Annotated in this window: 24 protein-coding genes and 1 pseudogene; 9 read left to right on the forward strand and 16 right to left on the reverse strand. The window is 56.8% G+C overall.

Features of this window, described 5'->3' with window-relative positions:
• Positions 1 to 189: 189 nt before the first annotated feature.
• Entirely contained in the window at positions 190 to 1797 is a 1608-nt protein-coding gene (locus N554_RS0133945; protein ID WP_029587518.1) for an ABC transporter substrate-binding protein, read from the forward strand.
• Positions 1798 to 2029: 232 nt separating this feature from the next.
• Here the strand turns inward: N554_RS0133945 and N554_RS0133950 are convergent, their stop codons facing one another.
• From N554_RS0133950 to N554_RS0133970, 5 genes are all read right to left on the reverse strand, one after another.
• Positions 2030 to 2326 carry a hypothetical protein gene (locus N554_RS0133950; protein ID WP_156042261.1) on the reverse strand — a complete coding sequence of 99 codons (297 nt, stop codon included), beginning with the start codon at positions 2324 to 2326 and terminating at the stop codon, positions 2030 to 2032.
• Between the two features lie 127 nt (positions 2327 to 2453).
• Positions 2454 to 3089: a hypothetical protein gene (locus N554_RS0133955; protein ID WP_029587520.1), complete on the reverse strand. Its 636-nt coding sequence runs from the start codon at positions 3087 to 3089 to the stop codon at positions 2454 to 2456.
• A 111-nt stretch (positions 3090 to 3200) separates the two neighbouring features.
• Positions 3201 to 3926 carry a hypothetical protein gene (locus N554_RS0133960; RefSeq protein ID WP_029587521.1) on the reverse strand — a complete coding sequence of 242 codons (726 nt, stop codon included), beginning with the start codon at positions 3924 to 3926 and terminating at the stop codon, positions 3201 to 3203.
• 1093 nt (positions 3927 to 5019) lie between these two features.
• The gene (locus N554_RS0133965) at positions 5020 to 5367 is read right to left on the reverse strand and encodes a hypothetical protein (protein ID WP_029587522.1); all 348 of its coding nucleotides are present in this window, start codon (positions 5365 to 5367) and stop codon (positions 5020 to 5022) included.
• 425 nt (positions 5368 to 5792) lie between these two features.
• The gene (locus N554_RS0133970) at positions 5793 to 6263 is read right to left on the reverse strand and encodes a hypothetical protein (protein ID WP_029587523.1); all 471 of its coding nucleotides are present in this window, start codon (positions 6261 to 6263) and stop codon (positions 5793 to 5795) included.
• Positions 6264 to 6699: 436 nt separating this feature from the next.
• On the opposite strand from N554_RS0133970, the gene N554_RS40710 reads away from it, so the two are divergent.
• Both N554_RS40710 and N554_RS0133990 read left to right on the forward strand, forming a co-directional pair.
• Entirely contained in the window at positions 6700 to 7131 is a 432-nt protein-coding gene (locus N554_RS40710) for a hypothetical protein (protein ID WP_029587524.1), read from the forward strand.
• A 660-nt stretch (positions 7132 to 7791) separates the two neighbouring features.
• Positions 7792 to 8220, forward strand: a complete 429-nt coding sequence (locus tag N554_RS0133990) for a DUF695 domain-containing protein (RefSeq protein WP_029587525.1) — start codon at positions 7792 to 7794, stop codon at positions 8218 to 8220.
• Between the two features lie 572 nt (positions 8221 to 8792).
• On the opposite strand, the gene N554_RS0134000 is transcribed toward N554_RS0133990, so the two are convergent.
• Complete coding sequence (locus tag N554_RS0134000; protein ID WP_051677862.1) at positions 8793 to 9209, reverse strand: helix-turn-helix domain-containing protein; 417 nt, start codon at positions 9207 to 9209, stop codon at positions 8793 to 8795.
• Between the two features lie 266 nt (positions 9210 to 9475).
• On the reverse strand, positions 9476 to 9742 hold the full coding sequence (locus N554_RS36995; protein ID WP_051677884.1) for a hypothetical protein: 267 nt from the start codon (positions 9740 to 9742) through the stop codon (positions 9476 to 9478).
• 1667 nt (positions 9743 to 11409) lie between these two features.
• Between N554_RS36995 and N554_RS0134020 the strand changes: the two genes are divergently transcribed.
• Complete coding sequence (locus tag N554_RS0134020; protein ID WP_029587528.1) at positions 11410 to 11646, forward strand: hypothetical protein; 237 nt, start codon at positions 11410 to 11412, stop codon at positions 11644 to 11646.
• A gap of 417 nt (positions 11647 to 12063) precedes the next feature.
• On the opposite strand, the gene N554_RS0134025 is transcribed toward N554_RS0134020, so the two are convergent.
• Positions 12064 to 12327, reverse strand: a complete 264-nt coding sequence (locus N554_RS0134025; RefSeq protein ID WP_029587529.1) for a hypothetical protein — start codon at positions 12325 to 12327, stop codon at positions 12064 to 12066.
• The gene (locus tag N554_RS0134030; RefSeq protein ID WP_029587530.1) at positions 12324 to 12986 is read right to left on the reverse strand and encodes an SOS response-associated peptidase; all 663 of its coding nucleotides are present in this window, start codon (positions 12984 to 12986) and stop codon (positions 12324 to 12326) included. Before N554_RS0134030 ends, N554_RS0134025 begins: the two co-directional genes overlap by 4 nt.
• Positions 12987 to 13074: 88 nt before the next feature.
• On the opposite strand from N554_RS0134030, the gene N554_RS0134035 reads away from it, so the two are divergent.
• Positions 13075 to 13500, forward strand: a complete 426-nt coding sequence (locus tag N554_RS0134035) for a hypothetical protein (RefSeq protein WP_029587531.1) — start codon at positions 13075 to 13077, stop codon at positions 13498 to 13500.
• 91 nt (positions 13501 to 13591) lie between these two features.
• The gene (locus N554_RS0134040; RefSeq protein ID WP_156042263.1) at positions 13592 to 14539 is read left to right on the forward strand and encodes a 3'-5' exonuclease; all 948 of its coding nucleotides are present in this window, start codon (positions 13592 to 13594) and stop codon (positions 14537 to 14539) included.
• Here N554_RS0134040 and N554_RS40715 read toward each other — a convergent pair.
• Together N554_RS40715 and N554_RS43280 are read right to left on the reverse strand one after the other, a co-directional pair.
• Complete coding sequence (locus tag N554_RS40715; RefSeq protein ID WP_156042264.1) at positions 14522 to 14731, reverse strand: hypothetical protein; 210 nt, start codon at positions 14729 to 14731, stop codon at positions 14522 to 14524. The genes N554_RS0134040 and N554_RS40715 overlap by 18 nt on opposite strands.
• A 327-nt stretch (positions 14732 to 15058) precedes the next feature.
• Entirely contained in the window at positions 15059 to 15220 is a 162-nt protein-coding gene (locus N554_RS43280) for a zinc finger domain-containing protein (protein ID WP_371259551.1), read from the reverse strand.
• Between the two features lie 197 nt (positions 15221 to 15417).
• Here N554_RS43280 and N554_RS0134055 point away from each other — a divergent pair, with 197 nt between their 5' ends.
• A complete protein-coding gene (locus N554_RS0134055) occupies positions 15418 to 16194 on the forward strand; it encodes a hypothetical protein (RefSeq protein WP_029587534.1) in 777 nt (258 codons plus the stop codon).
• 739 nt (positions 16195 to 16933) lie between these two features.
• On the opposite strand, the pseudogene N554_RS42585 reads toward N554_RS0134055, so the two are convergent.
• From N554_RS42585 to N554_RS40720, 3 genes and pseudogenes are all read right to left on the reverse strand, one after another.
• A pseudogene (locus tag N554_RS42585) lies at positions 16934 to 17162 on the reverse strand (PilZ domain-containing protein).
• Between the two features lie 471 nt (positions 17163 to 17633).
• Positions 17634 to 17849 carry a hypothetical protein gene (locus N554_RS0134060; protein ID WP_029587535.1) on the reverse strand — a complete coding sequence of 72 codons (216 nt, stop codon included), beginning with the start codon at positions 17847 to 17849 and terminating at the stop codon, positions 17634 to 17636.
• Positions 17850 to 18856: 1007 nt separating this feature from the next.
• Positions 18857 to 19255, reverse strand: coding sequence for a hypothetical protein (locus tag N554_RS40720; RefSeq protein ID WP_156042265.1), 399 nt, complete (start codon positions 19253 to 19255; stop codon positions 18857 to 18859).
• A 262-nt stretch (positions 19256 to 19517) separates the two neighbouring features.
• On the opposite strand from N554_RS40720, the gene N554_RS0134085 reads away from it, so the two are divergent.
• Both N554_RS0134085 and N554_RS0134090 read left to right on the forward strand, forming a co-directional pair.
• Positions 19518 to 19862, forward strand: a complete 345-nt coding sequence (locus N554_RS0134085; protein ID WP_029587538.1) for a hypothetical protein — start codon at positions 19518 to 19520, stop codon at positions 19860 to 19862.
• Between the two features lie 162 nt (positions 19863 to 20024).
• Positions 20025 to 20660 (forward strand): hypothetical protein, encoded by a 636-nt coding sequence (locus N554_RS0134090; RefSeq protein ID WP_029587539.1) that lies wholly within the window; start codon positions 20025 to 20027, stop codon positions 20658 to 20660.
• A 246-nt stretch (positions 20661 to 20906) separates the two neighbouring features.
• Here N554_RS0134090 and N554_RS0134095 read toward each other — a convergent pair whose 3' ends face one another.
• Together N554_RS0134095 and N554_RS39365 are read right to left on the reverse strand one after the other, a co-directional pair.
• Complete coding sequence (locus N554_RS0134095; RefSeq protein WP_029587540.1) at positions 20907 to 21530, reverse strand: hypothetical protein; 624 nt, start codon at positions 21528 to 21530, stop codon at positions 20907 to 20909.
• A gap of 120 nt (positions 21531 to 21650) precedes the next feature.
• Positions 21651 to 21986 carry an excalibur calcium-binding domain-containing protein gene (locus N554_RS39365; protein ID WP_081851554.1) on the reverse strand — a complete coding sequence of 112 codons (336 nt, stop codon included), beginning with the start codon at positions 21984 to 21986 and terminating at the stop codon, positions 21651 to 21653.
• Positions 21987 to 22438 lie beyond the last annotated feature (452 nt).

Consider the following 22438-nt stretch of genomic DNA (forward strand, 5'->3'; position numbering starts at 1 on the left):
CTTCCTCTACTTCAGGTGATTATTTGTTATGCAACCTCATGCAACGCCTGTGCCAAGCGAAGTAATCCTTCGTCTGATTGCCATTGGCGGCACAACTCCTTGTGAGCGCGCATGCATGAGGGCCCAAGTGCCTAATCTGGCATCAAGTTTGCAAGTTCGGCTCCCAGTACCCTCAATGGAGCCTAATTCATGCGCACCCGAAATTCGATACTTCTTGCAGCTGTGGCCTGCGTCATAGGAGCCGCCCTGCCCGCCCTTCCCGCGCGGGCTGAAACCGTGGTGCGATACGGCATTTCAATGGCCGATATTCCGCTGACGACGGGCCAGCCAGATCGTGGCGCCGGTGCCTACCAGTTCACCGGCTACACGATCTACGATCCGCTGGTCGCCTGGGAAATGGATGTGTCGGATCGGCCCGGCAAACTGGTGCCGGCGCTTGCCACAGAATGGAAGGTCGATGACAAGGACAAAACCAAATGGCGCTTCAAGTTGCGGCAGGGCGTGAAATTCCATGACGGCAGCGATTTCAATGCCGACGCGGTGATCTGGAATCTCGACAAGGTGCTCAACGACAAGGCACCGCAATTCGACAAGCGCCAGAGCGCTCAGGTGAAAACCCGGCTGCCCTCGGTTGCGGGCTACGCCAAGATCGACGATTCCACGGTGGAAATCACCACAAAGACCGTCGACTCCTTCTTTCCCTATCAGATGCTCTGGTTCCTGGTCTCCAGCCCTGCGCAATACGAAAAACTCGGCAAGGACTGGGACAAGTTCGCCAGCCAGCCCTCGGGCACCGGGCCGTTCAAATTGACAAAACTGGTGCCGCGCGAACTGGCTGAATTGTCGAAGAACGAGGATTACTGGAACAAGAAGCGGATTGCGAAAGTCGACAAGATGATCCTGATCCCGATGCCGGAAGCGCTGACGCGAACCAACGCGCTGTTGGCGGGGCAAGTCGATTTGATCGAAACGCCGGCGCCGGACGCGGTGCCGCAGCTCAAATCGGCCGGCATGCGCATCGTCGACAACATCACCCCGCATGTGTGGAATTATCATCTCAGCGTGCTGCCGGGCTCGCCCTGGACCGACATTCGGCTGCGCAAGGCACTCAATCTTGCGATCGGTCGCGACGCGGTGGTCGGGTTGATGAACGGTTTGGCCAAACCCGCCAAGGGCCAGGTCGACCCGTCGAGCCCGTGGTTCGGCAAGCCCGGCTTCGAACTCAAATACGATCTGGCGGCGGCGAAGAAGCTGGTCCAGGAAGCCGGCTACTCCAAGGAAAAGCCGCTGAAGACGACGTTCATCATCGCGCAAGGCGGAACGGGGCAAATGCTGTCGCTGCCGATGAACGAATTCCTGCAGCAGAGTTTCAAGGAAATCGGCATCGATATCGACTTCAAGGTCGTTGAGCTGGAGACGCTTTACACGCACTGGCGCAAGGGCGCGGCGGATGAAATGAATGCCGGCATTACCGCCAACAACATCGCCTACGTGACCTCGGACCCGCTGTATGCCATCGTACGCTTCTTCCACTCGGGCCAGATCGCGCCGGTCGGCGTCAACTGGGGCGGCTACAAGAACCCGAAAGTCGATGCGTTGATCGACGAGGCCAAGCAGACGTTCGATCCAACCAAGCAGGACGAATTGCTGGCGCAGGCGCATTCTTTGATTGTCGACGACGCGGCGCTGGTGTGGGTGGTGCATGACACCAATCCGCACGCGCTATCGCCCCGAATAAAGAAATTCGTCCAGGCGCAGCACTGGTTTCAGGACCTGACGCAAATCGGACTGGAGTGATCGGCGAGATTCGTCATGGCCGGGGCTTCGTCCCCGGTCAAGCTCGTGAATCCTGCGCGCGGGTCTCTCGTCGAGGTGAGCCTCACGATACACACATAGCCTCCAACGTTGGGGCTCGATCGCCAATCAAGATTCTGACAAAACGAACCCAATCAAAATTTGCTATTAAAAACATGCACTAAAGAGATTTACTCCCCTGATGATAGTTGCAGGCTGACGATCGCGGACTTCTTCAATCCGGCGCCGCAATCTGTTTTTTGAGCTTTGAATAGCTCTGCCGCGAATAGCGCTCGAGTGCCGCGATTCTTTTGACCGCCATACACAACGCGTCGGCCGAAGAGGTGGCGAGATCGCGGGCTTCGGTGATAATTTTCACGCGCTCGATTTCGATCTGACGAAGCCGTTGGTGAGCAGCTATTAGGTGAGCGTCCGGAGTCGCGTTCAGATCGTTTGTCGAATTGGCCATTTTGGGCAGCGCAATACTGGCCTCGATCAACGCTGAGGAGAAACCGTGGCGAAGCGCGTTCATTCGCGAACGCGCCTTGCCTTGTTGTGTGCGCGGGCCGGAGCTTTTCCCGGCATTGCGCTTGTTCGCTGCGATCTGTCGTTGTGATGCCATCGGCAATCTCGACTAGTTAGAACCCTTCAATAGCTGCTCAGTCGTCACGCTCTTTAGCCTCGCGGTCTCGGCAACGCTTTTCAAGCTCCTTCATAAGGGTCAGGATGCTCTTTTGAGCCGAAGCGATCAGGCGTTCGAGCAATGCCAGCGAAGGCAGGGATCGCCGGAAGGCTTCTACTTCAATGGCATTTGGCCTGTAGCCCGCCGCTTCGAAGCTCTTGTCAGCAGATGCTCGATACTCCGGATTAGCAAACCACAAATTAGCATTGTTGAAAGCCATACCTTTCAAAGCGGAAGGATCCAAGCCCGTCGATTCTTCGGTTTTCATGAACAGGTCCTCAAGCGCCGGACGCCTCTGGCTTTGCATCAGCTCGAGCGCCATTGCCTCGTACCGCGACAGGTTTTGCATCTTCGTGCAGACCTGCACCACGAGGAAATACTCCATAGGTGTTTTCAATTCCAAGGAGGATCTTAACTCTATATCATCCGTGAGTTGTCCGAACGCACCTTTGTCCTCGTTCGGCAGTAAAGGGGGGTTTTTGACAAAGTCCATGTAAGAGGCCGTTGTGTAGTCGATATCGTCATATTGCTCTTCGTCGGCGGACTCTTCAGGAGAAACCTCCTCGGTCGGCTTGTTGCTATCGTTGTCTGGTGGGTTGCTGGTATCCGTCATGACATAGCACTCCTTTCCTTGCGCGCACCGATGTGCGCGACAGCGGGAACTGTCGCCCAAGCCTTCCTGATTTGCGAGGACAGCAACGTGGGAGAAATTGGGTACGAGCAATTAGGTCGCGGGAGACCCTTCGGTCGCGTATCGGACTATGGAGGCGAGCGTCACCGGAGGTAGTCGGTTTTCGCTGAGATACCGTTGCAGTGGCTTCAAAACCAGATTGAGAAAGTCGTAGAAAGGACCAACTTCGACAGAGGTTAACTCGCCATAGCGCATGGTGGGCAGGTGATTGCGGACGATGCGCTGGCCGCTCCCGCGAAAAATATTTCCTAGACGGTCCGCTAGTATCTGATTCGCAGGATTGGGCCGCCTGCCGCGTTTGCGGTCAGCCTGAATACTCTCGATTGCCGCCAATGCTGCTTTTTGGATATTCGATTCTGCGGGCTTCTCGATATCACCGAGCTGATCGCCCCAGACGTCGCGCCAATGGGTTGCCAGATTCTCGTCAGCACGTCGGTAGTGGCATGCCATAGCCCATTCAACTTCTGCCGGCAATTTGCGTGCGCAAAACGAAGTGGGTTCTGCTTGGACCTTATCGAGTGAAGCTATAAGGACAGCGTCCGGCATTGTCCGGGCAGCCTCGGCCGCGCAGATCAGAGCGCCGGCTATCGGATTCAGCTCCTCGTGTTCTTCCCGCGTGACGTCCGAATCTGGGTCCGGAATAGGTAGCCCGCGCTGCTCGTAAAACCCAAGCGCGGACAAAATAGCAATCCGCTCTTGGCACAACTCTTCGAAGATCCTCTTCGAGGGGGCGCCCCAAGCCGATTCGGTCTCGACCAATTGTGGTTTTCCAAGGGTTGGCACGAGCTGCCTCCATTGCGGAAGTCTGACTTAAAGCGGTCATAGTTTTGAATTTGAGGCGGGAAACAGTGGTTTCAACTTATCCACTTGGTTATTTCGACCTACAGTCGAATCCATCAGTGGTACGGCTACCAGAACTCCTTCGGGAATTCGTTTCCAGCCGTTCTGTCGTCTTTCACTAAACCACCTCGATTTTCTGGGATTGAACCGGATGCGTGATCTGGAACCGGACGAACAGGTGCGTCGCTAAGAGCGCAAGAAGCTCGGCCGCTTCGACAAGGTCGGCCGCCGCAAGATGCGGCTATCTCAGCAGCCGTCAGGACCGCCGGCATGTCATGGTCGAATTTGGGAATGACCTTGCCGAGAGGGGCGATAGTATCGCGCAGAGTCGCCAGCTTGCCACCAACGGCGAGCATGATCGGCTCGGCAAAACGCAGGGACCAGGACACGACGCAATTCCGCAACAGAACCGGATGCAAGCCCGGCATGGTGGATTCGTTCAGGCACAAAAAAGCGCAAAGTTACCTGCCTTTACGGTTTTACGCGCCTTGAACCGCCACCGAGATCCGCGGAAAGCGAACTAGATGAAATTCAGCTGGCTGTCGATGGCGCCGATCTTGCTCGAGTCGTCGATTGGCTGCCAGCACTAACAGTCTGCTGAAGAATCCAATGAACTTGGCGTTTATTCTGTCTCGGGTCCGCTGTTGGGATGATGTGTTCGAGAGTTTGAGGCGCTTAGGTGGTCTGGACGTCGGGTTGGCTACGGCCGCGGTGATCACTTCGTGTTAATTCAGGACATCTCCGACGCCACGCGGATCGACAATTTAGACGTACATGGCACGTAGGGCTATCAATGGACCAGTTACATTCGTATCTTCGACGCCGATGGCGCCGAGATTCAGACGATACGTGGGGGACATCGAGAAGTAGTTACATCGACTTCTTCGACATACCAACTCCAACAGCCTTCGGCTACCGCATACAACACAGCAGCGATTTAAATTACATTCTCAGTTTGATCAGTGGCAATAGATTTCCAGAGCGCCACTAGCGTCCCGTCGTCTTTCCCGGTCTAAGGTGAAGCAGGTGCTACAAGACCGAGGCGCCGACATTCTATTTCCGTCGCCTTTAGTACTCGCTCAACCTGGATCGCCGCGCCGGTAAGCAGTCCATGTGGCTCGCTCCCGCCGATAACCGGCTCATCATGGGCAAACGAAACGCTGAAGGCAAAGTGACCGCCTCCCTTGCTGAAGTCGGCTCCACCGTTGTCGAGAATCTCAAGTTCGTAGGTTTGCTGGTTCCACCGATGCCTCAGCCCGAACATCACCCCGGGCGTCACATAAGCAACTTGATCATCTGTTTTGAAGGGGATGAGTGTGGCGTGCTTCTGCGTGTTGCATAGAGTGTTGAGAGCAGCCAACCAAATGTTGCCTCCCGCGTATGGATGGAAGATCTTGAATACGGCAACTATCTCTGGGCGAAGGTCGGCGCATCTTTGGCGAACCGCATTGTCTAAGTCCTGCGCGGAGCCAGCTATAGGAAAGTAGGCGCGCTTCGGCCTGGTCTTTCCTGCCGCAATCGCAGTCGCATACGCTGTTTGCGTCTAATGTGGATCGAAGGTTATTGGCAATGTCGAAGGCGATGCCACAAAGCTGCTCGAAAAAATCTCTTTCGAATTTAACCGTGTGCTTGTTGTTGCGACCCGTCGGGTCTCTCTCGATGACATAAGTCCAATGTTCGCCTTTCGATAGCTCGCCTTCCTTAGATTGGAATTCGGCTAGATGATGCTTGGCGCGCGCCAGCGTTTGCTTCGGGCTGTAAAACGGATCGGCGTGGGTCATTAACCTAAGCGGCGGCAGGAAAACAAAAAATAGGTTCGAACTTCCGATCGATCGTTACACCAACTTTCCAACGCGCAAAGTGGAACGCATTGGCCGTTTCTTTAGGGTCCTCGGCTAAGCCTGTTTGAATGTTGAAGGTGCGATAATAAGCGCCTTCCTGCGCCTTCATGTAATAATTGCCATCGGCACACATTAGTGCCCCGCGAGGGGAGCCGGTCTGAGCACCCATGACACTGGAGAAATCTGGCCGAAGTACAGAGTTGTCAAAGTAGATGAACGTGTCACCGGTCAGTCCACCCACCTGTAAGCTCACAGAGTCCATGGTGTTTTTCGGTAGCACGATCACAGCTTTTTTGGCGTCAGCGATCGAGACACAAAAGCCAAATTCCCCACCGCGATCAAAGTCGAACATGACAAACTCCCCGAGGGGAATATCATCCAGGCGTTTTGCAGAGCCGAAAAATTCAATTTTCATGGTTGGTTTGCCCCCTTAAGCTGGCAACGGTTAGCCTTTTGGAACACTAAAGATCGCAAGGCGCACCTTTCCGCGATTGATTGTATCGATCAGTGTGCCGACAAAAACTCGCGCACCCTTGACCGCAACGAGGCGGTAGCGGCCGTCTGTCATTCGCTCGGCGCGACGGGCTTTCCTACCCAATATCGTGATGGACGTTCCGCGTTTTGCTACTGGGCCGCGATTCCGTGCTTTCTTTGCCAATTCAGCCTCCCGTGTTTTGAGCGGTGGACTGTTTCTCAACCTGAGCGCGCGCGCAAGCCCGTTCAACCTGAATTTGTGTTGTCGTTGCCCTGCGCTCAGCGGTGACTAGCGGGGAGAGCGGTACCAGGTCTCACAAGAGCGTAGCCGGCCAGCTCAGTTCAGCGTCCCCTCTCTCAAAAAAGGGAGAAACAAGATGGACGAAAAAGATGAGAGCGGTTCCGGCCGAAAGCGCGATCCAGCTAAATCATTCGGTCCTCAGCCGAACTATAATTTTCCAAAAAACAGGTTCTGTCCAAATGGGCACGCGATCATCGGCGACAACATTGTCGTGACAACCGTAAGATACGTTTTGTGCCGAACGTGCGCGCGGATGGGTTTCCGTCGCCACCGACGGCGAGGCAACCTAAAGGAGGACGTCGTTCGCCAAGTATTGGCAGGACTCCGAGAGGGAAAGACGATTGCCAATCTCACCGGCCATCAAGGCGGAAAATATGTGGGCGGCTACATTGTCGACAAGTCACGTCTGAATAGGTTTTGCGATGAGAACCCCAAGATCGGCAAGGTGATCAGGGATGAGGCTTGCCCGGAGGTCTTGCCGTACTCCTTCAAAGGAACTCCGGCATAGCTTCTTCGGCAAACGAGTGCTCCCAGGTTTCGATCGGGTCGGATGTTCCCCGCTCGATGCGCCATAGCTATCTGCTTGCTTGCCTTGTTCGCGTCCGGCCACTTGCAGCGTAACGCGCATTTGTGCAAGCTTCACGGGTGGTGGGATCAGGGGGCGAGTCGTGGTACAGCAACTTCGGCGTTAGACGCGACTATGGGCACTAGCGCACGCGAGGAAGTGTGGGTTCTTCTATCCGATCTATTCGTAGATACTGAGCATACCGAGCCAGATCTTCGCGCAATTGGACAAGCGCTAAAGAAGACCGGATTCTCTGTGGGTGAGGTCAAGCTAATCCTTCGTAAAGAAGTCGCACCAGTCTGCGGGAAATGGATGTTCTATCCAGGGGCAATCGGTCCATGGCCGCTATTCGACGAGGAAGCCCTCAAGCAAAAAATCAAGGAGCGTATAGGTAAGCCCTGGTATCGGCCGCCGCTGATGGTTGTCGGCCTGTGGTGCCTGCCCGGCGTAAGGCGCAAGTGGAGAGTCGTACAAGATGCAATGCAAGGCTAGTAAGGTCGCGTTTAACCCTTCCATCGAGCGGACAAACAACGACGGGGCGCAGTTGTTCGCCTGGGCTACGTCAATGCCGCCGTTGTTTGCCCCTCATGTCAAACGTTAGCCATGCCGTGGATCCAGTATCAGTTTGAAGCTCAGCGGAGGCCGGCAAGCGCGCTGCTGGATACACAGTTTGCAGAGGCGGTCCCCTCAGACAAACTTCCGTATGTCGCCTGGTTTGGCGTTTACGGTAAGCAACCACCCGGCGGCAGTTGGTGGCGTCGCTCTGAGCAACCAAAGCTGGAAGCCATCGAGGCCGATCTCATTCGGCTCTGCGGCGGCTTTGGTAATGGCTGGGCGGTTTATGTCCGTCGCCTTGAGACACCGGCACTGCGAGAGTACTACGTGTACTTCGGTGGCAATGCGGAGCTACAGAAAGTCTTGCCCAGCCTTCAGGCGCTTCATGCCGACTACCGTCTTGAGTTCGAGAGTCGTTCTGATCCAGAGTGGTCACATTACAAGTCTTGGCTCAATGAAGCCGTACAACATGGCTAACAAGCGGCTGCAGAGGGACCGCAAAAGTGCTTCGCACTTTTGTTCCCTCCCGTTGGTCGGCGGCGCCTGAGCCGCGGCGTTGGCGGGCGCGGTCCCGAAGATATCGCCCAGAACGCGCCGTACATGATCGAGGCCCGCCTCTGCGCGTCGCTGTCGATCGGCGGCCGGCACGTCGGCAGCATCTTGATTGGCGAGGGTCTGGCCCATCCGTATGTGTGCGGCACGACGAGCTGTCCACAACGGCGCCCTTGGTGCGACGGCCGCTAGGGTCCGTGACGAGTGAAAGCGCGGAAGTGGGACCGCCGGCGGAGGTTAAAAGCCGACGGCCCCTGTCGTGCAAATAGAGGACGCCAGACGGGGTTTCATGCGGCCTACCGACGCGACCTGGGCCAACGAAGGCAACCTGCCGAAGTTGCGGATGCGTGCGCGGATGCAGGGGATTTATTGACGGGGCGAATTCACCGAAGACAGGCACCGTTACCGCTGCGGCGGCGTCAGCCGTGCCTTTGTTCGGCTGCGCGCCATCACACAGCGGCTACCGGCGGGGTTCTCTGGGCGAGGTCAGCTCGGATTTATCGTGCGAGCACCTGCGCGAGATCGGCAACCGCGCAACGCAAGCTGTCATTTTTTAGGTTGAGGAACGCGTCGATCAACCGGCGACCATGTAACGAGAGCGCAAGCTCGGTCAGCGCTGGCGTTTCGATCCCGCGGCCGCGCTTGATCTTTGGTATCTCGTCGTAAAAATATCCAGTGTCGACGTCGAGGATTTTAGCCAACGGCACCATCAAGGCGGCGCTTATCCGGTTGGTGCCCTTTTCGTATTTCTGCACCTGCTGGAACGAAACGCCCAGCGATTTACCTAGATCGTCTTGGGTCATGTTCAGCATGACGCGCCGCGCTCGCAGCCTGTCGCCGAAATACTTGTCGATAGGTCCCGTGCTCCGCGTCGTGGCCCGCTGGATGACTTGCTTGGCTCGTTTGCTGCTCATAGATTGTCCCCCGCGTTGCTTGGTTTGCGGCCCCAGTGCCCTAAACAATACACGGCGGCGCTCAAGAAAGAAGTCCTCGAAGGCTCGCGGCCAAAATCTCAGACGAGGCGCAATTTCAACTGCAACGGTATTGGACGATCGACCGGCAGTCGCCGCCTGATGGTGGCACGCATCGCCGCCGTCAGCAGCCAAATGAAACCCGCCCGGCGGGGATCGTCGAGCGGGCTCGTCCTTGATGTCAGGGGTATGAAGGACCTGATCGGCTTTTAATTGCGATCGCGCTCGATGATCACCTTACGATCAGGTTCTCTCTCGCGCTCCTTGATGACTGTTGTCTCGCGGTCGCGGGGCTCGTGCTCCTTGATAACGGTTGTTCGTTCGCGATCTCGGTCGCGGTCTCGGTTATCCGAGCCTACTGTCACTCCGGCTCCGACCCCCGGGCTAACTCCGACGCTGACGCCGACATCTTCCGCGATTGCAGGCACTGCGGCGCCTATGCTCGCCGCTGCGACTATTGCCCATACGTACTTCATGAAACGCTCCTTAGCAGTGTGAAACCCGCGCCCATGCCTTGAACGGCTTAAATCAGCCGATGTTCCGAAGCTCTTAAACCCGCAGTGCACGGGTTGAGGCGGCCCTGAAATGCCGCTCCTCGGGAACGCGGCGCTAAAAACCGCCCGTGCACTCCGCCGGATGGCTTCCGGGATAGAAACCGCATGGCCATCCCCATGGGTCTTCATCATAGGGGACGCCAATGCGGATCGCGATCGTGCCGGCGTGGATACCGCCGTAATAAATGTGCCGCATTCGTGGCGATGTGCTAACGATCGGCGGCCGGTGAGTTCGGCCATGAGCCATTGAAGCGCACGCCGCAGCGGCAGGCAAATCGCCCTACGCACTGGGCTTCGAGCGCTCCGGAGCCACTGCCGATCGCTGGTGTTGATAAGTTGACCGGCGACTCACGCGGGAGATGCGGCGCGCGCGGCGATAAACCCGTGAAGCTCCAATGACGGTCGGACTGTGCTCAGTGAGCCACAGTGAGGGGATTGAGCGCCACGATCCACAACAACCAGAAGCCCCATGCAAGACACGCTCATCATTCCAGAGTTATGTTCAGGCAGGAGTAGTTCAGGTCCAGGGGCGAAGAATATGAGAGAAGCCTTACTTCTCAATCCGTTCAACTCAAACACAGAGCCGGCACAGATCGTCAACCGGCGAGCGACACGGTCAACACCCGTCTGCTCTAACTGCCAGTCAGACGACATCATCTCTCATGCCTTAACCCAGTGGAGTAATGAATCGCAGGAATGGCAACTGGCTAGCACCTTCGATCAACCAGCCCACTGCAACGGCTGTAACAGTCTGTGCGGGATTGTCTGGCTACCGCTCAATTAAGCTCGTTACAGTAGCTGCATTCAACTCGGGGACTCGCCGTAAGACACGCGCCAGTTTGCCGCTCGACGCCATTCGCCGCTCGAAGCGATAGGCCGATCTAGAAGCTGGAATGCTGAAATGCCGATCATGCCGGACGCCGCGCTACTCGCCCCCGGTTCGCATGATCAAGCTCACGAAAGAGCGAGGGGTCGCGCCTTACGATTAAATGCATTCCAAGCGTTCGCCTACTACCGCTCTATTTTCGGCAAAGTTTCGCCCCGAATCCCACTGTAGGAATTCGTATCAGAAGATTCAGGGGGACGAAATGAATCCAGCGGACTATGCGCGCATGGCGGAAGAGTGCTCTCGGCAAGCCGATGCAATGCAGCCAAGCCGGGAGCGGGATGCTCTGATGGAAAAAGCGCGGCAATATGCGTCCTATGCTAAAATGGATAATTGGGTCGCCTCGAAAGAGGTACAGCCACCCAATTAGTGTGATCCGGGCCGCACCAGCCGCGCACGTGACTCACATGGGAAATTTTTGATTAACGCTTCCCTGATATGTTGCGGATCGCCGCGGAATTGTTTCGCGTACCGCGACCATCGGTGACGCATGCAAACTATCGAAATTACCGATCCGTTAGAGGCCCGACGTTGCCGCTATGCCCAATATCGGGGCGAAAGGGCGCGATTGATGTTAAATGGATTGCCGGTCACGGGGATGGTCCGTGCAGTTAAGGAAGATAGGTCCAGCATTCCGACGCGGTGGACCGTCACGGTAGTACCTAAGCCGGACATCGCAGCCTAACCGATAGGGTGAGGTTCGATGAATTATCAAGCCTTCACCAACGACAGCCTCACCTTGATGTACGAGGGCGTACGCGGGGCTTTGGCAGCCGATGACGCGCTCAAAAGACAAGGTGAGGAAACTAGATTTCGCGTTCGCGAGACGCCGGACTGGAAGAAGCACGCAGCCAATCTCGAGGCCGAAATGCTTAAGCGCGGAATGATGTTCGAAGTCATCGAGTGGCACGAAGGACAGGAGAAGCTGCCGTTCGAGTGAAGGGCGCCCAATCTACGAACCTCGTTTTACGCGAGAAGTCGAAAATCAGGTTGCCCGAAACCGATGCCATTATCGTCGACAGGCTGGTGGCGGAATCGAGCTCGTTGTGACTTCATCTCAAGATAATACCGCAACTCATTGCCGGTATGCCTTAATTGGTTTCGTAAGTCTTGGCACTCGAGGGTTGTAGCTGACCGATCAGCAAGCTGTTGCCATGCGAGTCTCTGCAATTCTTTGAGTGCGCCATCGAGGCGTTCACGCCGAAACGGATTGCGCCACCTCCGATCAGGCCCCAGCGTTTCTAAGGCACCGGCCCTGAAAATCTTAAAACCCGCCCTGACCGGCGGGTTTCTCTTTCTCGGTTCGCGGCTGCGCGACGGGATCGGGTCACCAGTGAATTCAAGTTGGCATCAGCTTTCACGCGAACATCTCGGCACCGACAGGCGCGAACTTCACGTATGTTCCGGACTCATGCTTCCACAGCCAGCCCTTGGCGACCGCGCAGGCGAGGCCGGCGCTGTACTCCTCGGGCGTGCCGCCTTCCTTGAACAAGAACTGGCCGTTGATCGTCTCTATGAAGATGCGGCCGTCCTGCACCGCCTCGGTCGCGTTGGCGATCTCCAGCAGCTTGCGGGCGGCCTTTTCAGGATCAGAAAGCGGTCGGGGCGCGGCGTACTTCATGCTGCGGCCTTGTCTTCCTTGTCGGCACCGCGCGCAACGATCTTCATGGCATCGTCAGCCAATGGCCGCTGCAACGCCTTTGCTTCGTCCCACGGCGCGCGCATCCACACGTCCCGTTCTTCTTCTGTAGTCAGGATGACCGGCATCGCCTTAGGGTGGATCGGCTGAACAATTGCGTTCGGTGCCGTCGTCAGGAAGCCGTAGACCAAGTGCGGTCCTGGGATGGGTTTCGATTTGGTGCCGCGGTCGCCCCTGAACTCCGCCCAAATCCCGGCAAATGCGAACAGCGGTCGGTCATCGTTCAGCGCAAACCACACCACATCCTTTTTGCCGGTCTCTGGGTTCGGCTCCGGTGCATATTCGGAAAAGCTGTTTGCCGGCACTAAGCAGCGGCTTTCTGGCTTCAACCAGCCGCTCCAGTGCGGCGATGTCGTGTTGCGGATGTTGGTCACAGGCGCACCACCCAACTTCGGCGGTGGCGGCATCCCCCAGCGCATCATCGTTGGCTCGCGCTCGGCGCCGACATTGCGAACGACGGGCGCCGGATAATCGGGAAACACGCCGGGCATCGGCGGCAGGTTGCCGACGTACCGATTCACCATGCGGAACAGAGCGGCGATGGCGGCCTGGTTCGTGGTTATCGAGTAGAGATTGCACATTGACCGAACCTGTAGGGTCGCGGGGCCGTTCCGCGTATCTAATCCTAGTGGCATTGCCTGCCTGAGCAGGGCCCGCTGTAATATGCCGATGGGCACGAGGTCTCGCGAGGGCATTTGGGGTGGCCAAGTACGCGCGGCCAAGATGAACGCCGAACATGCTCGCCAACGAGCCATAGAAGCTGCGAAGCTGCGCGTGAGGCAGATGGCTCGCGCATGGTCGCTACGGATGGAAGGTTATGGAGGGCCCGCACAGCCATCGCCGACAATCGGGCAATGCCTCAACGGCGGCCTGGGTTGGCTCGATGTCGAATGCAACCGCTGTAAGACCCGCGCCAGCCTGCCGCTCGATGCCATACGCCGGCCGCGGGACACGCCAATCTGGAAGCTCGAGGCCGCGCTGAAATGCCGGTCCTGCAGGAAGGGCCGCTACGCGCCGCCAGTGCACATGATCAAGCTGACTGCGACGCAGGAAATCACGTCGTATCAGTGGGTGCATCCGGACGAGGAGAGGTGAGGTCTGCCGGTTCACGCCGGCCGGGTTTTTTCTTAACATTTTCCATTTCCAGTCGGGTATTGATGTCATAGCCTCTCTTGGTGGGGGCATCATGGAATTCGCCATCTCTATGGCTTTTGGCGCGGCGGTAGCGTGTGTCGCGTTCCTGATCGGGACTTGCTTCGTTCGATCGGATAGATCAGTCGAAACCTCGCATGATCGCTTAGAGAAAGAAACCGAGCCTTCGTCGGCGCCGCCTATTGTCGAGCGGCCGACGGAAGCCGCTACGTCGCAAGTCGAACCCGCGTCTCCCGAACCGCGGCGGCCGAGTCAGACGGAATGGAAGCCGATCGAAACAGTACGACCGCGCACTTTGCCAGCGCCGGTCATTGCAACCGGCATCCCGAAATGCATCGCATTTTTGGACGTCGAAACAACTGGCCTGAATGAGAAAGATCGTGTCGTCACATTGGCCGGCGTGAAACTGCTGGATACAGACCTTCTGGCGACCGGCACGGCCTCATTGGCCTATCTGCATCTGATCTTCGATCCGGGCAAGAAAAGCCACCCCAGGGCAGAAGCGGTGCACGGCTATTCGGATTGGGTTTTACGACATCAGGATGGCTTCGGCGCCTACGCTGAGACCATTGAGAGCTTTTTCAACTCTGCCGACCTGGTGGTCGCCCACAATGCCGAGTTTGACCTAGGATTTTATAACCGCGAGATGGACCGGGCGGCGCGGCGGCCCATTGCCATTCCCGGTCTTTGCACGATGAGTACCTATCGTCAGCGAGGCTTCGGAGGAAGCTGTTCGTTGGATGCCGTTTGTCAGAAAATCGGCGCTGCCCGAAACGGCAAGCTGCACGGTGCCCTCGAGGATGCCTGGCTCGCCATGCGTGTTTATCTATGGTTGAACCAGCGCAATTTCGCTGGCATGCTGCCGATCGAATTTGCAAGTGGTCCATCGAACTTCAAGGACGCGCCGCCGCTTCCGTTAGGACCGTTGCCGCGTCGCCGACGCAAAGCTACGTCTGTGGCAGCGTCACATTCCCTCAATTGACGTGTTTAAAACGATGGCCGGTAAAACGCTGATCGAGAGCCATACCGTCGACACCAAATCCGACAGCCTGTCGGGTTTGCCGCCAGCGCGGATTGAGCAAACGCCATCGCGCTCAATGATGGTGATCGGCACCGCGCCCGATGCCGCGAGATATTCCAGCGCACGGTTTCTGTTCGGCGGTTTCGCCAGCATGGAGCGGCCTAAATTGAATCTGAGTCCGGGACCAGACGCCGCATTGATTTCATGAAGAGGAATTGGAATACCACCACGGACCAAAAAGAGTCGGGTGGAAAGTGGGAATGGCAGATTACCGTGTGTACACCATCGGCGACGACGGGCATTTCATCAACTCCCGAGCGTTCTCCTGCGATAACGATCCCGACGCAATCGAGTGGGCAAAGCAGCTAGTTGATGGTCACGACATAGAGCTTCGGAGCGGAGCACGCTTGATAATCCGACTGGAACGTAAGCCAAAATGATCTCGCAATCCGGCCTGTTCCGCTCCTTAAATTAAGGGCCTCAGTTGGCCGCCTCTGTTATCCGCCCCTTACCACCGCATTCCTTGCACGGCGGAGGATAGATTTTGCGGTTGGGCTGCGCTGGCTGCGTTACCACGGCAAACCCGGTGCCGTTGCATGCCGGACATTTTTGCTCAGTCGGATTCGCGGCTGGCTTTTTCATTTGAATCTCTCAGGTGGCCTCAATCGCCGTTCCGAAAATGTCTGCGTTAAGCGGGCATCATACCGGAACTGCAACTTGGCGATATAGACGGCGGAATGCTATCCCCAGACTCCGGTTAGACGGTCGATGTCAAAAAGGGCGCAGAAAACTGCGGGGTCTTCCTCGACAAAGGACCGGGGACACGGCAGGTTGCTCGAATGGAAAAGCACAATCTCCCCGGCCTTAGTCCGTTGTGGCTGATATCGCTCGGCTTGATACTTGGTTGCGTAATCGTTGTGATGATTCCGGGGTCGATTGCGACTGGAGACGCTATTAAGTCGTCCGACTGGATAGGGTTTGCGGGGAACGTTGTTGCTGGTGCCATGACTCTGATCGCGGCGACGTTCGCTTGGTTCGCCGTTAAGCGACAGATCGATGCGCAAACAAAAGCTGAAGCAGACAAGCGGGAACTACAGAAAACTGATCTTGCGCGAATTCTATACGCAGAATTGACTCACCTTGTAGCGAGATGCTGTTTCGACTCCGAAAGACCGTGGAAGGCCTTTTGGCAGGGGCCCGTTAGACCTGATGAAATGGATGTAGCGAGGCTGCGCAGGTTCACACCTTCCGTTCCAGTGATCTATCTTGCGACGGCAGAGCAACTTGCTTTGTTGGGAAGCGCGACACAGGTTTTGATGGAATTTCACTATCGACTATCGGCGTTGCGCCGTGAGATCGAAAACTTTACCGATGGTGCTTCAACCAAACTCATAGAAGTTAAGGCCGTGCAATTAGTTGGCCGTCGATTCCGCCAAACTTTGCGGCCCGGGCTGAAGGCGCTCGAATCGCTTGCACCTCTGGTTCACGAGCCGGAAAGCATTGAGGCACTCGCAAGGGCTTTATATTACGAAGCACGACCAGAGGAAGACCCTAACAAGACTCTCAAACAGCGGATTATTGAACTTAGCGGAAAGCACTGGAGCGATGATGAGTGAGACCTACAGGGTGATTGTCCAAGGTCACCCAGAGATTCGAGAACTGACATTTGAATTTGAGCCCCGCGTCGGAGACCTCGTTCGACTTCCCGATTTGGACGGTGACCTTCACCTCCGTGTGCATAAGGTGGTTCATAGTGCAAGGCTTCCGCATAGCAATAACGTAGCCAGCGCTTACCTTGTAATCGTACCGGAGGGACAAGCAAATGCCACGCGGCCCTAAAGGCGAGAAGCGTCCAGCCGACGCCATCGGCAACGCGATCATTGATCGCTAAGATCGCCACCGGCGAGATCAATCAAACTGAGACCCTTCCGAAATGAATTGAAGGCGTGCGGCTGAGGTAACCAAACCGCACGCCCATTTGGACCACGTCTGTCGGACCATGATCCGGCAGCAAGGGAACGCGCCATAGAGAAAGCCTACTCGGCAGTCTAAGTCATGGTGATCGCGACCGTCGATACCTCGCCGCAATTCGCCATCGGGCATTGCCCGGCCTAAACTCGCCGCTGGTATCGTCGCGGATGAGCAGGTGCCGCCACGACGGTGGCGGGCCGACGTCGGCAAGGAAGGTCGCAAAGTTGCACCAGCGCGCACAGAGCGGGCCGCGAGATTTGATCGCAAGCCACGTGGCGAATACGGGCGGGCGCGGCCCGCGCCGGTCGTGGATTCTATTGCCTGCGGCCATCGGCATCGTTCCGCTTCCGCGCCGAAACGAACGAGGCCGCCAACCGAGGCGGCCTAATCGAAAGCCACGCCGATCCGAAATTCTTTACGCCAAACGACATGGCAGGGCAGATGCAATCCATCGCCCGGCACAACTAATGTGAACTTTGCAGGGATCCCCATTTTGCTGGGCACCTCCGGTAGTCGATAGGTCGCGGACCGTGCAATCAATAGTGGCACCGCCGCACTCAATCTTTGCGGCTTTCAAGACGCGGTAGCGAGGTGCGATCCGAGTTTCGACCATTCAATCAAGATATGCCAAATTCCTAAGTAATCCATGAAGAATGTCTTACAAGACGACGGCACTACTGTTTCGCCAGACCCGAAAACGATTGGCCCTGCACTCCTGCAAACGTGCCGGTTTCCATGCAGCTTGCGCGTGCCGACTGGCACTTGGCAGCTGCACCGGCATTTGCCTTAACGCAAGCATTTGCGTAAGCGCTGCACGACTTGCTGGGATTGTGGACGTTAGTTTTGCCGCTCGTATTGTTCCAAACTTGGCTAGAAGCTGGCGTATGCGTAGACGAAGCAACTAATGCGAGCAGCAAAACGGCGGTTAGGCTTTTCATTGGTTTACTCCAATTGGCCGGATCGCTTCGGCCCGGCTGGTCGCAGGTTGCTACTACTTGCGCGCGAAAGATAGTTGATTGTTGGGGTAGCGACCCGATCTAAATAACCCGGCTTGAAATGAAAGAGGCCGCCAACTGAGGCGGCCTTACTGCTCTAGCTCTTTGAGAATGCGGTCGCGTTGCGCAACGTTTTGATCTTGCATGTGGCGAAAGGTCGTAAGCAGGTCCAATGCAATGGTGATGTCGCACCCGTCACGCTCTAGGTCAGCAATGATCTGCTCTTGCCTCTCAATATAGCGGCGACCGCTAGCGATGTGTCGCTCGGCTTGAGCAAGGTGCGCCTGTTGCATCGCGCGGCCCATAAGCTTAGCCCACTGAGGTGGCCTTACTTCGGCGGACGTAGTTCACCAGTGAACCAGCCAACAGCGTCGGATTTCATCCGATCATCCAACGGGATGGCGATTTGTTCGACGTGATCGCATTTGGAGCAGTCGAACGTGCGAAGTTCAAATCCGATAGGCCCCGACGAGACGCGCGCAAGCTTCATGCGCGCTCGGCATTTTGGGCAGCGAAGTTGCTCAATTGCGGACAGTCGGATTGCGGCTGGGTAATCTGTCATTGCATTCCACCTTGCTTCAGGCGGGAGCGCAACACTCTCTGTCACCGATGAAAGCCGATGGCGGGCGGTGATTTGGGGACCATGCGCCGTGAATGTCGAGATAGCGACTAAATTTATTCTGCCACCCGAAAACCCCCCGACGGATGGGGTGACCATATTTCAGCTTTCAAAGAATGGTCTGTCCAGTGACTGACATACTGTGCCCGGCGCGCTTTTTAGTCGCAATCGTCTTGCGCATGTCGTCGGCCAGGTCGAACAGGCCGCCAACTGAGGCGGCCTACTCCGGCTTAGCCTCTCCGGATCTTCGCCAAGCCTACCACGCCCCCTAGAGCGTTTGGGCGCCTGGCCTGCTAATCAGTTCGAAGGAGCGGAAGCCAGTCGTATTGTACCAGCCATCCATCCGCTCGCCGCAAACCTCACAGTCGGCGTCGTCTGTGTCAAAGGGTGTTGTGGTGAAAGTCTTTCTATAGATGGCCCCGCACCCGCACTTGTAGTGCCCGATAAGCTCTCGCCAGCCTCCGCTCATGGTTCGCTCTCCCAATCCGGCTTGTGCTCGATGCTTTCTTCCAATTCAGACAGGCGCGATGATGGTCTCATTCGCTTCGCAGGCCGCACAATAGTAGACGCGAAGACCGAAACCCGGCTCCTCAAGTTCGAAGCGGGTCAATATCAATGGCCTACTGCATTTGGAGCACGGAGGCCGAAGATGGTCGACAAACTTGAAATTAAGAGGGGCTGTCACCGTATGGATCAGACAGCGCCTTTGCGGCAGGAATAGCCAGTCAATTCCGCAATAGGCGTTGGAATTGTCGACCCCTCAGTTTCACTTTGGCCTTCGATATTTAGGAAGTCGAAACTTGAAACGAAACTCAATTTCCTGAAATCCCGGATATGCTCGAAGCTAGCGGTCGCGCCAACCCACCGGCTCTTGTCGGGTTCAAGGGACCCAAAATCTTTCACCCGATCGCACAGGCTTGCAGCCCCATTGGCCCAAGCGCGGGCGCGTGGTGGGTTATCCAGCGCCTTCATCCGTGTTAGCAACCGCGACAACAGATTTTCCCGAGCAAAAAATATCTCAGTTTGGCGGAAATTTCCTCGCTGATACGTGGCAGCATATTTTCGTCGCCGCGGACGTGTCAGCAACAGCAAGTGTGACGACTTCTTTTGTTGAAGGCGAAGACACTCTCACGAATGTCCCAACAATTAATTCAACTCAACTACTTTATCTGAGGCTCAATGGCGTAGATATCACGCCAACCACAATCGATATCCCTTACGCTAATGGTGGGAATCCCTATACCACGGTCGCCGTGCCCACAAGGGGCGCCGTGCTCCCCCTCGTAATGGGCGGCAACGGAGGTGGCTGGAACACTCCATTTACGAACGACCCGCCATTGGGCGGATATGATTTATGCGGCGACAACGGATCGCCGAGTCCAAGCTCCATCACGATTTCCAGACAGGCATGGGACATTGCATTGAACGGACTGGAAATAGGATCAGCAAGAATGCCGGCGGCATCAAAATGGGTGACGTGCAAATATGGGTTGGGCAATGCATCGATCCAACCGTTCACATTGCCAAGTTCATAACCGCAGGCGGCAGGCCGGTCGCGCCATCCGTTGCCGCAGCGGAATTTGGAACGCAGACCTATTTGTTCAGCGGCAGCGCCGAAGACTTCATCGTGAACCAGGGCACCGGCGGCGACTTCACCAAGACCGGCACAGTAACCGACTACACGCCGGGGCCGACGTAACGCGCGGCAGTGGGACCGCCGGCGAAAGAGTCAAAGCCGGCGGCCCCTGTCGCGCAAAGTAGGACGCCCAGCGAGACGCGCAGGCAGTCCACTGAGGCGACTGGAGCCAACGTGCGCACGGTGCCAGAGTTGCGGCGCGTGCGGGGCAAGGGAGGGATTATAATGCAGGCCGCCGTTGCTCACAACGCAGCCGCGGTGGCATTTCCGGCCAAGCGTGCCCGAAAGTCCACGCCGGCCACGGACGCGCCAGCTGGCCTTCCTGAGCCGCTGGCATTCACGATAGTCCACACGCACGATCGGGTCGAAAGAGAGCGGGCGGCGGCCGAGAAGCTGAATCAACTGCTTTTGGATCTCGAGGCGCCGCCTATCGATGAACCGGCCCGCGCCAGGTTGCAGAGACTACTGGAGAGATCAGGAGCAGGGCACGTCACGCTCTTGATCCGAACCATCACGGAGTCAGAAGGCAATCAGGGCGCGCTGATCGAGCCAATCATCAGCGCCGTGTCGTCCGTTATGTCTGCTCACCCGAAATGGACTGACAAGGGGCTCGCCTGGATCGAGGCTTTCGATTCTCTTCGGTTGCTCGAGATCGTCGACACCATGCGCGGGCTAGACCTGTTTAAGGAGACGTCGCTTTCGCACTACTTGTTCATGGCTTTGAACAATAAACTTCTGAAGACCATGGAGCCGCCGCCACCTCCTCCGAAAGAGCGCAGGGCATATGTCCGAAAGCGAAAGCCGAAGACCGACTACACCGGGGCCGTGACGCGCGATGGTGGGACCGCCAGCGAAGCGTGAAAATAACCGGCGGCCCCTGCCGCGCAATTCCAATTGTGGTGGTGATGCGACTCACAACCAACCCTACGCGACGTTTGAACAAGTCATTTGTAATTGAATCGATCCTTGTCGATCGCTGATCAAAACCAAGTGAGGCTTGGGAATGTCTGGAACTTTTGGCGCGCGAGGACGGGGACCGCCAGCAAGAGGCGTCGAGAGCCAGCGGCCCCTATTCGCGCGGCAGGGACGCAGATTGATTGAAAAAAATCAGCCTGGGGGTGTGGCAACAAATTCGAAATTCTTAGCGACACACGAAAGCGCGACGACGTCAGCACGAGCCGGAATTCCATTCAGGTCTACGGTCTTTGGTTTGCCGCTCACAAAGAAGAAGGCGAGCTTTTCGGTGCGCTTCACGAGCGGTACTCCGGTTTCGGAAAGTAGGAAACATTCAATTTCCAAGTCTCGGATGTCGTACAAGCTTCGATTGTTGATTGATACTTGTTGCTTTCCTCGCGGCGCAAATTGCACAGCTCGTGCAACGTATGGCTTAGTTTCTTGTCGATCGTATGTTTGGAACCGCGAGACCATGGATGCTTCTGGCAAGTACATCCGCTCTCCGATCGGAGATATTGCAATTTCACGGAGAACAAGGCTTTTTCTCTGCTGGTTATCTTCCTCAAGGTTTGGAGTTGGCTGAACACTCGGAGCCACCGTCGCTTTCTCCTTCGCCGCCGCAGGAGTGGCAACCGGGGGGATTGGAAAGTACAGCGGCGTAATTGCGGCTTGCACCGTCGGATCAGCGGGCTCGCTTTTGCTGATCCACAGTAGAGTGCCTGCAAAACTGCCGCAGAAAATGCAGACAGCCAAAACGGCTGTGAAGTTATGTTTCATGACCTGCCGCCCCCAAATTGGGCAAATCATCCAGCAACTTGAGCGAGCGCGCAAGTCCAGGCGCGCGAAAGCCCCGTGAGGGCTCACTGGTGAGGTGCCGCGGCCGCTGGCGTTCTCCCATCAGCCTCGTGGCCAAATCTCGCAAGAGATGCCGTCATTATCCGCATCGTGCTTAGACCAATAGCCCGGTCGACCTGGATATGACGGTGCAACGCCTACCGCGCGGGCGGCGGAGCAATTCGGAAAGGCTGCGACATGCTTAAGAACCTGCAGCGGATGCCATGGGATAAAGCTCAGAAGCGTCCAACACAGCGCCGCACCGATTAACGCCGATGGTATCGCCACTTTGGCATGTTGAGTAACGGCCCGGGCCATGCGCGATTTCATGCGCCTAAGGCGAGACCACAAGCTGCTTGAGCTTGGCGGATCCGGATATTTCGGCTTCCACGCCGCCATCAAACGACGCCCCCTGCTCCGAAGGATTCCCGCAACCAGGACGCGCGCGCAAGGGCGAAAGCGCACGAAAGCCGCCCGTGAGGGCTTGGATCATGGATCGACGGTTGGGGAAGGGCGGAGCGTTGGGTTGAATGAACAGAGCCGCCAAGCGGGATATGATCGCTTGACGGCTCTGCCAGGGCATTCCGGGCGTGGGGCAATGTCCGGCCAGATGCTTTTAGCCCAGCGCTTGCGCCGGGAATGTGAACTAGCTCACAACCCCAAACAAAAAGACCGCCCGAATCGGCCCTATCGCGGGAAACTAACGACCAACGAAATGACAGTCATCGCGAGCAGTGCCGCCCAAAACCAAAGCCATTGCGAAGACTCGCCTTGCTCCAGTTCGCTCATTTCCCATTCGCCTTCGGCTACGGGCGCCGCTTGACCATCACCTGCTTTAGCGAAACCCCAAG

The sequence above is a fragment of the Bradyrhizobium sp. URHD0069 genome, from assembly GCF_000701345.1.
Classification (GTDB): domain Bacteria; phylum Pseudomonadota; class Alphaproteobacteria; order Rhizobiales; family Xanthobacteraceae; genus Bradyrhizobium.

Excerpts from the sequence above, each read along its gene's own strand:
- N554_RS0133945 (WP_029587518.1), top strand. The coding sequence starts at position 190 with ATGCGCACCCGAAATTCGATACTTCTTGCAGCTGTGGCCTGCGTCATA.
- N554_RS0133950 (WP_156042261.1), bottom strand. The coding sequence starts at position 2,326 with ATGAACGCGCTTCGCCACGGTTTCTCCTCAGCGTTGATCGAGGCCAGT.
- N554_RS0133955 (WP_029587520.1), bottom strand. The coding sequence starts at position 3,089 with ATGACGGATACCAGCAACCCACCAGACAACGATAGCAACAAGCCGACC.
- N554_RS0133970 (WP_029587523.1), bottom strand. The coding sequence starts at position 6,263 with ATGAAAATTGAATTTTTCGGCTCTGCAAAACGCCTGGATGATATTCCC.
- N554_RS40710 (WP_029587524.1), top strand. The coding sequence starts at position 6,700 with ATGGACGAAAAAGATGAGAGCGGTTCCGGCCGAAAGCGCGATCCAGCT.
- N554_RS0133990 (WP_029587525.1), top strand. The coding sequence starts at position 7,792 with ATGCCGTGGATCCAGTATCAGTTTGAAGCTCAGCGGAGGCCGGCAAGC.
- N554_RS0134000 (WP_051677862.1), bottom strand. The coding sequence starts at position 9,209 with ATGAGCAGCAAACGAGCCAAGCAAGTCATCCAGCGGGCCACGACGCGG.
- N554_RS36995 (WP_051677884.1), bottom strand. The coding sequence starts at position 9,742 with ATGAAGTACGTATGGGCAATAGTCGCAGCGGCGAGCATAGGCGCCGCA.
- N554_RS0134020 (WP_029587528.1), top strand. The coding sequence starts at position 11,410 with ATGAATTATCAAGCCTTCACCAACGACAGCCTCACCTTGATGTACGAG.
- N554_RS0134025 (WP_029587529.1), bottom strand. The coding sequence starts at position 12,327 with ATGAAGTACGCCGCGCCCCGACCGCTTTCTGATCCTGAAAAGGCCGCC.
- N554_RS0134030 (WP_029587530.1), bottom strand. The coding sequence starts at position 12,986 with ATGTGCAATCTCTACTCGATAACCACGAACCAGGCCGCCATCGCCGCT.
- N554_RS0134035 (WP_029587531.1), top strand. The coding sequence starts at position 13,075 with ATGGGCACGAGGTCTCGCGAGGGCATTTGGGGTGGCCAAGTACGCGCG.
- N554_RS0134040 (WP_156042263.1), top strand. The coding sequence starts at position 13,592 with ATGGAATTCGCCATCTCTATGGCTTTTGGCGCGGCGGTAGCGTGTGTC.
- N554_RS40715 (WP_156042264.1), bottom strand. The coding sequence starts at position 14,731 with ATGCTGGCGAAACCGCCGAACAGAAACCGTGCGCTGGAATATCTCGCG.
- N554_RS43280 (WP_371259551.1), bottom strand. The coding sequence starts at position 15,220 with ATGAAAAAGCCAGCCGCGAATCCGACTGAGCAAAAATGTCCGGCATGC.
- N554_RS0134055 (WP_029587534.1), top strand. The coding sequence starts at position 15,418 with ATGGAAAAGCACAATCTCCCCGGCCTTAGTCCGTTGTGGCTGATATCG.
- N554_RS0134060 (WP_029587535.1), bottom strand. The coding sequence starts at position 17,849 with ATGGGCCGCGCGATGCAACAGGCGCACCTTGCTCAAGCCGAGCGACAC.
- N554_RS0134085 (WP_029587538.1), top strand. The coding sequence starts at position 19,518 with ATGCGGCGACAACGGATCGCCGAGTCCAAGCTCCATCACGATTTCCAG.
- N554_RS0134090 (WP_029587539.1), top strand. The coding sequence starts at position 20,025 with ATGCAGGCCGCCGTTGCTCACAACGCAGCCGCGGTGGCATTTCCGGCC.
- N554_RS0134095 (WP_029587540.1), bottom strand. The coding sequence starts at position 21,530 with ATGAAACATAACTTCACAGCCGTTTTGGCTGTCTGCATTTTCTGCGGC.
- N554_RS39365 (WP_081851554.1), bottom strand. The coding sequence starts at position 21,986 with ATGGCGGCGTGGAAGCCGAAATATCCGGATCCGCCAAGCTCAAGCAGC.